The organism is Bacteroidota bacterium (assembly GCA_018692315.1).
Lineage (GTDB): Bacteria > Bacteroidota > Bacteroidia > Bacteroidales > JABHKC01 > JABHKC01.
In genome coordinates this window covers 1-11,107 of sequence record JABHKC010000014.1, presented here as the reverse complement: position 1 = coordinate 11,107, position 11,107 = coordinate 1, and the positions used below count along the sequence as shown (strand labels likewise).

The 11,107-nt window shown below is 34.8% G+C and carries 11 protein-coding genes; 10 read left to right on the top strand and 1 reads right to left on the bottom strand.

Annotated features, from left to right (window positions below):
- A partial coding sequence (locus HN894_00850) for a rhodanese-like domain-containing protein (protein ID MBT7141854.1) occupies nucleotides 1-311 on the top strand: 311 nt, incomplete at its 5' end.
- Between the two features lie 642 nt (nucleotides 312-953).
- Here the strand turns inward: HN894_00850 and HN894_00845 are convergent.
- Entirely contained in the window at nucleotides 954-1,652 is a 699-nt protein-coding gene (locus HN894_00845) for a Crp/Fnr family transcriptional regulator (GenBank protein MBT7141853.1), read from the bottom strand.
- A gap of 197 nt (nucleotides 1,653-1,849) precedes the next feature.
- Between HN894_00845 and HN894_00840 the strand changes: the two genes are divergently transcribed.
- The 9 genes from HN894_00840 to HN894_00800 form a co-directional block, all read left to right on the top strand.
- Nucleotides 1,850-2,113, top strand: coding sequence for a hypothetical protein (locus HN894_00840; protein ID MBT7141852.1), 264 nt, complete (start codon nucleotides 1,850-1,852; stop codon nucleotides 2,111-2,113).
- Nucleotides 2,114-2,157: 44 nt separating this feature from the next.
- Complete coding sequence (locus HN894_00835; protein MBT7141851.1) at nucleotides 2,158-2,694, top strand: rhodanese-like domain-containing protein; 537 nt, start codon at nucleotides 2,158-2,160, stop codon at nucleotides 2,692-2,694.
- A gap of 57 nt (nucleotides 2,695-2,751) precedes the next feature.
- Nucleotides 2,752-3,753, top strand: a complete 1,002-nt coding sequence (locus HN894_00830; protein MBT7141850.1) for a hypothetical protein — start codon at nucleotides 2,752-2,754, stop codon at nucleotides 3,751-3,753.
- 61 nt (nucleotides 3,754-3,814) lie between these two features.
- Complete coding sequence (locus tag HN894_00825) at nucleotides 3,815-4,834, top strand: hypothetical protein (GenBank protein ID MBT7141849.1); 1,020 nt, start codon at nucleotides 3,815-3,817, stop codon at nucleotides 4,832-4,834.
- Nucleotides 4,835-4,852: 18 nt separating this feature from the next.
- Complete coding sequence (locus HN894_00820; protein MBT7141848.1) at nucleotides 4,853-5,692, top strand: sulfurtransferase; 840 nt, start codon at nucleotides 4,853-4,855, stop codon at nucleotides 5,690-5,692.
- 192 nt (nucleotides 5,693-5,884) lie between these two features.
- A complete protein-coding gene (locus HN894_00815; protein MBT7141847.1) occupies nucleotides 5,885-8,131 on the top strand; it encodes a molybdopterin-dependent oxidoreductase in 2,247 nt (748 codons plus the stop codon).
- A complete protein-coding gene (locus HN894_00810; GenBank protein MBT7141846.1) occupies nucleotides 8,128-8,661 on the top strand; it encodes a 4Fe-4S dicluster domain-containing protein in 534 nt (177 codons plus the stop codon). Before HN894_00815 ends, HN894_00810 begins: the two co-directional genes overlap by 4 nt.
- Nucleotides 8,662-8,691: 30 nt before the next feature.
- Entirely contained in the window at nucleotides 8,692-9,705 is a 1,014-nt protein-coding gene (gene nrfD / locus HN894_00805) for a polysulfide reductase NrfD (protein ID MBT7141845.1), read from the top strand.
- A 1,010-nt stretch (nucleotides 9,706-10,715) separates the two neighbouring features.
- Nucleotides 10,716-11,107 (top strand): WG repeat-containing protein (locus HN894_00800; GenBank protein MBT7141844.1); only part of this gene is annotated, 392 nt, incomplete at its 3' end.

Sequence of the window (11,107 nt, the reverse complement as noted above, 5' to 3'; positions counted from 1 at the left end):
TTGTTGATTGTCGTCAGCCTGAAGTTTATATTGAAGGACATATTCCGGGTTCAGTGAATATTCCACGAGGCATATTAGAATTTTCTGATATAATTTCGAATAGGAGGCTACCAGTTTATATTTATTGTAATGATTGTAAAAAATCTGTTTTAGCTGCAAAATCGTTAGAATTACTTGAATATCCTGTAGTTATGGTTATAAAAGGTGGTTGGAAGAAATGGAAAGAAACATACCCGGAACTTATTGAAATTGGGAAAGATTCGGCAGGTGAGGTTAAATTTCAAGTTGCGGTCCAGGATTGGGCTTTTTGAAAAAAAATTAAGATAAAAGTAAACTTTATCATGTAACAAATTGGACATTTTTAGTCTTATTATTTCTAACAACAATCACCGGAATATTAGTTCATATGTTCAGAATATATGGAATGCTATATCCCACATATTTTACATATGTTATTTATATTATGGTGCTTTTTCCAATGTTAATGATTGAAGTTCCATTTTATAAATGGTCTCATTTGGCATACAGACCAATTGCTATTTGTTTCAGTATTATTGTAAATTCAGCTCGTAAACAAAACTAAATAAATTATGTCTAATTATAAATGTATTGAGCGAAAACTGAAAATTTGAGCTTTATTAAAGGATTGAAAATTAAGTATTTAGATTTTATTCCTCTTTCATTTCAATAAAGAGTTATAAATTGTTTAGTTGGTAATATTAAAAGTTCTCAATTTTTGAAGACTATTTTTATAGTTCTTTTTCAAAGTTTTATATTTCATTGCAAAAATTATTCATGAATTTTAGGATTAAAAATTAATAATGAGATTTGTTTTCAAAAATCAGAATTTCTATTTCAAATTCAAGTGAAAGCAAGTGGTTAAGCTTGAATCAAAACTTAATTAAAACTTTGTGATATTCAGAATAAAAGTAGAAAATACAAGCATCTTTGTATCATCCCATTACACTAATTCTTTTCAGAGCAACGAAGTCTGTAATCTCAACATCTTTCCCCTGAAATTTCATTATTCCATCGTTCTTAAACTCTTTTATCATTCGTGAAACACTTTCCACCGAAAGACCGGTAAGTTCTGCAAGTTCTTTTCGTGAGAGCAATAATTGAAATTTTCTCTGTTTGTAAATTCTTTCTGAAAGGCAGCAAAGAATGTCAGCAAATCTTCCGTAGGACTGTTTTTGTGTAAGACAGAAAAAACGACCATAAGTCTGAATAGCATTTTCGGTAAGGATATTGATAATGCAGGATGCAAATTTTGCATTCATTTTTATGAGTTTTCTAAATACATTAATATCAACCAAATGGACAATGGAATCTTGATAGGCTTGGGCAGAATATTGAAAAACCGTATTACCTTCAAGAAGTGAAGTAAGTCCAATAATATTCTCAGATGGTATAATTTTTAGAATTAAGGTTTTCTGGTTTTCTTCGAGAAAAATTTTTGCCAGCCCTTCTTTTAAAAATATTACATGAGAAGCAAAAGCTCCTTGCTTAGCAAAGATTTCTCCTTTTTTATATTTTATTACAACATTGGTTTTTTCTATCATTGCCTTTTCGTCAGAGCTTAAATTGTCGAAACACCAATGACTTCCACTTTCAATAGAACAACTATTAAATGCAGTTATATTACTCATCATATTTATTTTAAATAATAAAATGCAAAATTAATCAAATAATCTTTTGATTTATATCAAAAAATTATATTTGTGGAATCAAGCTAATATTTATTCCATTTTTGTTTTCTTCTTGATTTATTACTTAAGCATTAATTAAGCTACAATATTGCGAATATCTATATTTGCATTGATGTTTTTTGGTAGTTTAAATGTAAAAGATGCGTATTGCAATAACAGATTTTTTGATTGTTCTGATTTTCTCAGCCATAATATTGTTTTTTATCACAAAAATGCAAAATACCGAAACTATATCAAAGTTACATTTCGACACAAATGCAATACATAAGGTATCATTAAGTCATAACAATCTCGGACTTAACTTTGTTTCGAAGAAAAAATCGGATGCTACTACCGAATTGAAAGATATTATGATAGTGGCATTGACAGAAGCTGAAGAGAAAATTAAAGAAATATTAACTTAAAGGATGGAACTAATAATTCTGATAAAACCTTAAAAATTAGAGATATGAAAAAATCGATTTATTACAGTTTAATAATCCTAAGCGTATTAATTATGTGTACAGTTGGATGCAAAGAAGTGAAAGTTATTAAGACAGTTGATGAAATGGTATTGGAAGCCCAGACAAATGTTCCCCAGATTTCACCTGAAGACCTGAAAACAATCATTGATACTGCCGAAATGTACCTCATTATTGATGTTAGGGAAAAGAATGAGTACGACAAGGCCTACATTCCTGGAGCAATTAATATTCCAAGAGGATTAGTTGAATTTAGAATTGCCAAGGAGAGCTTCTGGGAAGAGGAGATGTTATATATGCCACTTAAAGAAGAACTCATCATTTTATGTTGTAAGAAAGGACAAAGGGGAGCTTTATCTGCAAGTGCCTTGCAGAGTATGGGCTATACCAATGTTATGAATGTAGAGGGTGGACTAAATGCATGGAAAGCTGCTTATTCAGATTTGGTAGAGAAGAATGAAGTTGTAACATCAGGTCCTAAGATGATGGCTACAGGTAGTGACTCAGATGATGGAGGATGTTAAACATCAATTATATATATATTTATAGTTATTAAATCTTATTAATTAAATTAATTTATTATGAAAAAGTTATCATTTTACTTAATTGCTTTCTTGATTGTTCCTGCAATTATTTTTACAGGATGTAAGGAAGACGAAACTGTTGATCCGATTGATCCTGTTCAGGTTTTGAAGGATTACCTTATTAGTACTGACATGGATCTTAACCATGTAATTAAAAATGCCGATGATGCAAAATTTGTTACCGGTGCTCCTGCTGCTGATGATCTAGCAGCATTTCTTAGTGAACACTACATTATTGATATCAGATCAGCAACTGATTATGCTGCCGGATATATTGAAGGTGCCATTAATGTACCTTTTGCTGATATTTTAACTGAGGCTGCAAATGCTGATAAGAAAATGTTAATTGTTTGCTATACCGGACAAACTGCATGTTACGCAACTTCATTATTGCGTTTGTACGGATATCATGATGCCCAAGCACTTAAATGGGGAATGAGTGGTTGGAATGATGCCACTGCTGGATCCTGGAATGGAAATGTAGGTAATATTGCTGATGGGCATGCAAACTGGACTTATGATGCAGCTCCTACCAATCAGACTTACGAAGCCGCTGAATTTACTTCCGCACTCGAAGATGGTGAAGCTATTTTAAAAGAGAGAGTTGAAGCTGTTGTTGCCGATGGTTTTAAAGGTAAAACACCTTTGGATGTTTTAGATGCACCAGGAAGCTTTTTTATTAATAATTATTTTTCTGAAACTCACTATGCTGCCTTTGGCCATATTGATGGTGCGGTTCGTATTAATCCATTATTGATTGGTGATGATTCAGCTCTTGGACTTGACCCTTTAAAAGATGTTATAACTTACTGTTATACAGGACAAACATCGGCAGTAATCACTGCTTTTCTTTGTGTTTTGGGTTACGAAGCATATAGTTTGAAATTCGGAATGAATGGTTTATGGAATGAAAATGCAGGATGGGGAACACCAGAGGACGATGTTACGAACCAATGGGGTTTCGACTCAAATCCAAAAGATTTACCAATTGTACAATAAAAAACATTATGGTACCCGGATTCTCGGGTACCTTTTTTCCTTTTAAACGAAAATACCTGATATGAAGAATTTATTTAAACTGCTATTGACATTTCTATTTGTATCTGCAACTCAATTGTTAATGGCACAGGGTTGTGAAGAGCCCGAAGGTGACGATGATGGAGCCAAACTTTTCGGTTTCTTTCAACCGCAATATGATTATAGGTTAACCGATCCGGGCGAAAACACATTCAAGTTTAAAAGGGCAAGAATTGGTATAACGGGAAATATTCCTTACGATTTTTCTTACTATATTGTTATGGAAAATAGCAAATTTGTAAGTGGAACAGGGAGTCCCTATCTATTAGATGCTTTTATCTCGTATAAAAGATTTGAATGGGCAAAAATATCTGTTGGATCATTTAAACAACCTTTTGGACAGGAAGTTAATACATCATGCTCTGGCTTGCACACAATCTTTCGGGCATCTGTTTCCGATCAACTAGTTGCACCACAACGCGATATGGGTTTAATGATTCTGGGAGGAAGCAATAAAACAATAATGAAATACCAATTTGCCATCATGAATGGAAGAGGATTATTGAATGAAGACAACAACAGCAAAAAGGACTTCATAGGTCGTGTTACATTCAAACCGTTGGAGTTCCTAAGATTTGGAGGTAGCTTTCGGTATGGTTGGCCTGTGAATAATGACGATACACGACAGTCGTATGCTGCTGAAATTCAAGTAAAAAAAGGAGACCTCCTTTTTCAGGCAGAATATATTGCTGATGAAGGTGACTATTATCCGGCAGCTGGCGGTGGATGTGGTACTGACCCTGTTGCACTCGGCGAAAATCGCAATGGTGCTTATGCAATGTTATTATATATGACTCCTTGGAATATCCAACCTGTAGTTAAATGGGAGACCTTTGATTATGATATGGATTTGGAGAATACAGAGGAGAATATTATTACAGCAGGTTTTAATTACTGGTTTAACGATTGGACAAGGTTGCAATTTAACTATCGCTATCGTTCCGAAAAAGGTGCCGAGGTTAAAAATGATGATATCTTAGTTCAGCTTCAAGTAAAATTCTAATTATTAAAATTAAAAATTATGAAAATTAAAATATTTTTGTTAACACTAATTTTTATTCTGCCTTTCTTTATTAGTGCTCAGGATGTAATCTCAGTTAAGGATGCTTCTAAACTTACTAAAGATGCAAATACTGTTATTGTAGCATGTGTGAAACCAGAAAGCTATCAAAAAGTTCATATAACTAATTCTGTTAATATTTATCACAAAGACCTTTATAATAACGAACCGGTGAAGAGCATGTTAAAGCCAGCTGGTGAGCTTGCTAAAATATTTGGTGAGAAGGGATTAACAACATCAAAACAGATTATTCTGTACGACAAAGGAACATACAAGTATGCTGGACGTATTTACTGGATACTGAAGTACATGGGTGCAGAAAATGTAAAAATAATTGATGGGAATTTTGATGGTTGGAGAAAAGGTCGCAAGCCTGTAACTAAAAACCCATCTAAAGTTAAACCTGCTACATTTACTCCAAAAGTGAACAAGGCAGCTATTGCATCATTATCAGACGTAAAAGTAGGAAAAGCTATGCTCATTGATGTTCGACCTGTAGCTGAATTTAATGGTTCTGAAGGCAAAACAGAAAAATTAGGGCATATTCCTAATGCTGTTAATTTTCATTTCGAAGATGTTATAGCTATAGATGGTAAAATAAAACCAAAAGCAGAACTCGTAGCAATGTTTAACAAAGCAGGAATAACGGCAAATAAAGAGATTATTCTTTATTGTACATCCAGTGTAAGAGCAGGTGTTGTATATATGGCATTAACTTCAATTCTTGGTAATAAGAACGTTAAAGTTTATGATGGTGGTGTTTATGAATGGCTCGCAAAAGGAAACAAGGTAGTCAAATAATCTATTCGTAATCTAAAAACCAATAAGATAAGCTAAGAATTCTTCTCTGTTGGTTTTTTTTATTTGAGATTCTACAATCAAACGAATTTATAACATGGCGTATGAAACTTACTAAGTAGGAGCTTGAAAAAAAATACAACTCTTTGCTCTGGTATGTACCATACGGCTTCTGAAAAGTAAACTACTGACCGTATGAAAAGAAGAAAATTCATTAAAATAACATCTCTAACTGCAACTTCGGCTTTCTTTGCAAATTCAGCCTTCTCTGCAAATTCACTTTTCGACAATAAATCGAGAGAGGAGAGGCGACAGCTAAAGAATAGCAGATACCTGCGATATCCGAATTACTGTGAGATTTGTTTTTGGAATTGTGCTGGCTGGATCTATTCAAGAGAAGATTCCGGAGTATGGAAAATCGTCGGTAATGAAAAAGACTTAAACAGCAACGGAAGGTTCTGTCCACGTGGGACAGGTGGTCTCGGTATGTATTATGACAAAGACAGACTGAAAAGACCATTGATAAGGGTTAAAGAAAATGGAAATGAGTATTTTAAACCTGTATCGTGGGACAAAGCCTTATCAGTAATTGCCGAAAAGTTTACCAAGATTAAGGAGCAGCACGGTGCAGAAAGCATTGCACTCTTTAAGCATGGTTCCAGTGGTAAACATTTTAATAAGTTAATGAAGGCTTTTGGCACAAAAAACATTGCCGGACCAGCCTATGCTCAATGTAAAGGACCACGAGAAGAGGCGTTCGATATTACCTTTGGAAAGGCATTGAAGTCACCGGAACCACTTGATATTGATAATACAAAGTGCCTAGTACTTATTGGGTCACATCTGGGTGAGAACATGCACAACGGACAGGTACAAGAAATGTCGAATGCTATCGATAATAAGGCAACAATCATCACAGTTGACCCAAGGTTTTCAACAGCAGCAAGTAAATCAGACTTCTGGCTTCCAATTAAGCCCGCCACAGATCTGGCACTTCTCCTGGCTTGGATTCATGTTATTATTGATGAAAAGCTATACGATGTAGAGTATCTTGAGAAATATGCCATTGGATTCGAAGAGTTGAAAGCTCATGTCAAAGATTATACACCTGAATGGGCTGCCGATAAAACCAAGATCGAAGCAGACGTAATCAGGGAAACAGCCAGAAGGATGGCATATGCTGCTCCAGCAGTTATTATTAATCCGGGAAGACATGTTACTTGGTATGGTGACGATACGCAAAGACTTAGGGCTGTTGCCATTCTAAATGCTATATTAGGTGCCTATGGACGAAAAGGCGGGATCTATTTTCCGCAGAAGACCGGACTTCCGGCGTATCCGGCACCAGCTTACCCTAAACCTGCCTGGGATTGGAAAGACTTGGCTGATGGTAAATACCAGTTTGCGAAAAGTTCCATTACTAATGTTATTCTTGATGCTACATTACCTGAGAATACAAGTGAAAAGCAGATAAAATCATGGATCGTAGTAGGTTCTAATTTGCCTCTTACGATGCCTGATACACAAAAAACTTTAAAGGCAATTGATAATCTTGATTTCCTTGTTGTAGTTGATACAATGCCAATGGAAATAACCGGATATGCTGACGTTATATTACCAGAATGTACCTATATCGAAAGACATGATGATATACGAATTGCTCAAAACAGGATTCCAACACTAGCTATAAGAGTTCCTGCAGCACGACCGAAATACCAAACCAAACCAGGATGGTGGATTGCTCAGCGATTAGCTATAAAACTGGGACTTGGAGAATTCTTCAATTTTAGCGAATATGAAGATGTACTTAGATGGCAACTTGATAAAATCGGTATGGACTTCGATGAGGTGAAGAAAAAAGGAGTAGTGCAGCTGGGTGTAGATGAAAAGAAACTCTATATTGATGGATACGATGATTATCAGTTTAAAACACCCTCAGGAAAGATAGAGCTCTATTCCAAACAACTTGAGGAGGCTGGGTTTGATCCACTACCGGTTTACACAGAACATCCAGAACCACCAGAAAACTTTTACCGACTGAATTATGGTCGTGCACCAATGCATACCTTCAGTCGTACATCGAACAACCCGCATCTGAATGATATGATGAATGAAAACAAGCTTTGGGTTAATCCAAAAGTTGCGAAGAAGTGGGATATGAACAACAACGATGAAGTTTATCTGGAAAATCAGGATGGAGTCGTCTCTTCATTCCCTATTAAAGTCAGGGTAACTGAACGAATAAGACCGGATTCAGTGTATATGATTCACGGCTTCGGACACAGTAACAAGAAACTTTCACGGGCTTATGGAAAAGGAGCAAGCGATTCAGAATTAATAACCAATGTGCTAGTTGACCCACTAATGGGTGGTACAGGCTTACGTGGAAATTTTGTGACTTTTAAAAAGAATATCGGAACTAAAGAGGAGGTTGAGTCATGAGATATGCGATGGTAATAGATACAAAAAAGTGTGTAGGATGCTGCGACTGTGTAGTAGCCTGCCAGACTGAAAATGATGTACCGCATGGATATGCGCGCGACTGGATTGTAGAACTGACAGATGGAACATATCCAAAACTTACACTTGAGATACGATCGGAGCGTTGTAACCATTGTAGCAATTCTCCATGTGTAAGATGTTGTCCGACCGGAGCTAGCCATTACGAAAAAGGTGGCATTGTTATAGTAACAGAAGAAAAATGTATTGGTTGTGGTGCATGTATTGAATCATGTCCTTACGATGCCAGATTCTCCCATCCTGAAGGACATGTTGATAAATGCACCTTCTGTTTACACCGGCTTGAAAAAGACCTTGATCCCTTCTGTGTTTCAGTATGTCCAACCAAGTGTATGTATTTTGGCGACCTTGATGAACCGAATAATGAAGTAAGTAAACTGCTTGCTACACGTAGGTGGAAAGTGCTATCCCCGGAAATTGGTACCAAACCACAGATTTTTTATCTCTACTAATAAAAAGAGATTAAATTAAAATTTCGAACAATGAAAGAAGAAATAATTGTTAGTGGAAGAATGAACGAGGGTATTGATCCTTATCTGAATATGTGGCACTGGGAAATACCAGTTTATCTGTTTTTAGGAGGATTAGCTGCCGGCTTAATATTCTTTTCTGCCCTATATACCATAGCCGCAAAAGAAAAGGAATATAAAACTGCTGTGAAATCAGCATCCATTTTAGCACCATTTATCATCATTCTTGGTTTGGTAGCCCTGTTTCTTGACCTGAAACATAAGTTATTTTTCTGGCAACTATACACTACTATTAAACTTGAGTCGCCTATGTCATGGGGTGCATGGACCTTGATGGCAATAACACCGCTTAGTTTGGTTTGGACAGCAACTTTTCTTAAGGATCTATTTCCGGTGGTTAAGTTCGATAAGTCTCTTTATGTTTGGATACTGAAACTGGCCATAAAGCAAACTGATGGTGAACAGAATTGGGAATGGAACTATAAAATGCTGGTTGTTTTGGAGTCATGGATTGTTAAAAATAGGATACTTTATGCATGGGTACTCATTTTCTATTCTGTCATTCTTGGTGTATATACTGGAATCTTATTGTCAGCCTTCAATGCACGTCCACTTTGGAATACATCAATACTGGGTCCTTTGTTCCTTGTTTCAGGTCTTTCAACTGCTGCTGCAACAATTATGTGGATGTCAAAGGATCACGCAGAAAGAAAAATGTTTAGTAAGATAGATTTAATTTTAATCATTATCGAACTATTTCTTATTGCTCATCTATTTATGGGTTTCAGGGCAGGCCCCGAAGTACAGGTTGAAGCTGCAAAGCTTTTCCTTGGTGGTGAATATACTGTGCAGTTCTGGATATTTGTTGTAGCAATTGGGATGGTATTACCAGCTATTCTTGAAATAATTGAACTTGCCGGGAAAAGAATACCTGTATTCATTCCGGCAATCCTCATTCTATTTGGTGGAGTGTTTTTCAGGTTTATCATGGTGGATGCCGGGCAAATAATTAGATACCTATATTAAGTCTTTATGAATGTGCTTTAAACGTATGGAAATCTGTAGCTTCAAACAAAGTAGTTAAGTAATAAAAATAAATTTCATCTTCTAACTCTTACCAATAAAAAGTAGAGTTATTAATAGTTTAGTTATTAAAAAGTCTTCTAAAATTAGAAGACTTTTTTTTGTTGAAAGTTCGTCAAAGAAGAGAGTTTATGAAGTTGAGTGTTTATAAAGTTGAAAGTTTGATGCCCTACTGCACAATCATTCCTGCGAAGGCAGGAATCTCATGTAGATTAGCTAACTTTTTGAAGAGATTCCTGTCTTCGCAAGAATTAGGTTTCTGATGAAAAAGACCTGAAAATCGCAATAGTATTTGGATTATCAGCTCTTTTTATTTTATTTTAATTTGTTTTTAACCGTCATAGAAGATTATAATTGAAAATATTTACGAAATAGTGCAAAGGAAAACCTAATAATTGTAAAAAACCAAAATAATAATTTGACATATTATTATTTTTCCTTAATTTAGCAAAGATTTAAAAGCAAACATTAAGAAATGAAATGATATTTTTAAAATTAATGCTATGAAAACAAAATTAATTTCTCTTTTAAGCTTTTTATTGATTACTACTTGCATTTTTGCTTGAGCACCGCAATTTGAATGGGCTGCTGGGTTTGGGGGGACGAGTACAGTCGAAGGAAGATCTGTTGCAGTTGTTGCTGCTGGAAATATTTATACTCTTGTTTTTTTTATTAAAAACGCGACTACACTCTTTAAATCGTTACGGGTGAATAATTTGTCCGGAAATTGTATCCAACCCATTTGATTATTTTTACTAATTAAGCATAAAAACTGTAGTTATGAAAAATTTATTCCTTACTTTTTTTTAAGTAATGGCTTTAAGAAAATGGAGTTTTCCTGAAGGTACTAAATACAAACTACAGAAATTTGTTATCGTCTTTTTTGTTTAAAATGCTGAAATAAAATAATTAATATTGTGTTTTGTTATATGACAATTACTAAACAATGATTTATGAAAAATTTGCTTCTGATTTTATCCTTACTATTATTAACTATTTCGACTATTGGACAAAATAGTTATGAAGAAATAGGAATATATGGAGATTATCATCCTGGCTTGGCTTTGGTTATGAAAAATGGCCTTTATGGTTTTATTAACACTTCAGGTAAGGAAATAGTACAACCAAAATATAAAAGAATAGAAAAATTCGGTGAGAACCACCCATATTGGGCTCTTGTTATGAATGATGAGGGATTAGGATTTATTAATAGTTCAGGGAAGGAAATAGTACAACCAAAATATAAAAGAATAGAGAAATTTGGAGAAAACCACCCAGCTTGGGCTCTTGTTATGAATGATGAGGGTTTAGGATTTATTAACAGTTCGGGTAAGGAAATAGTACA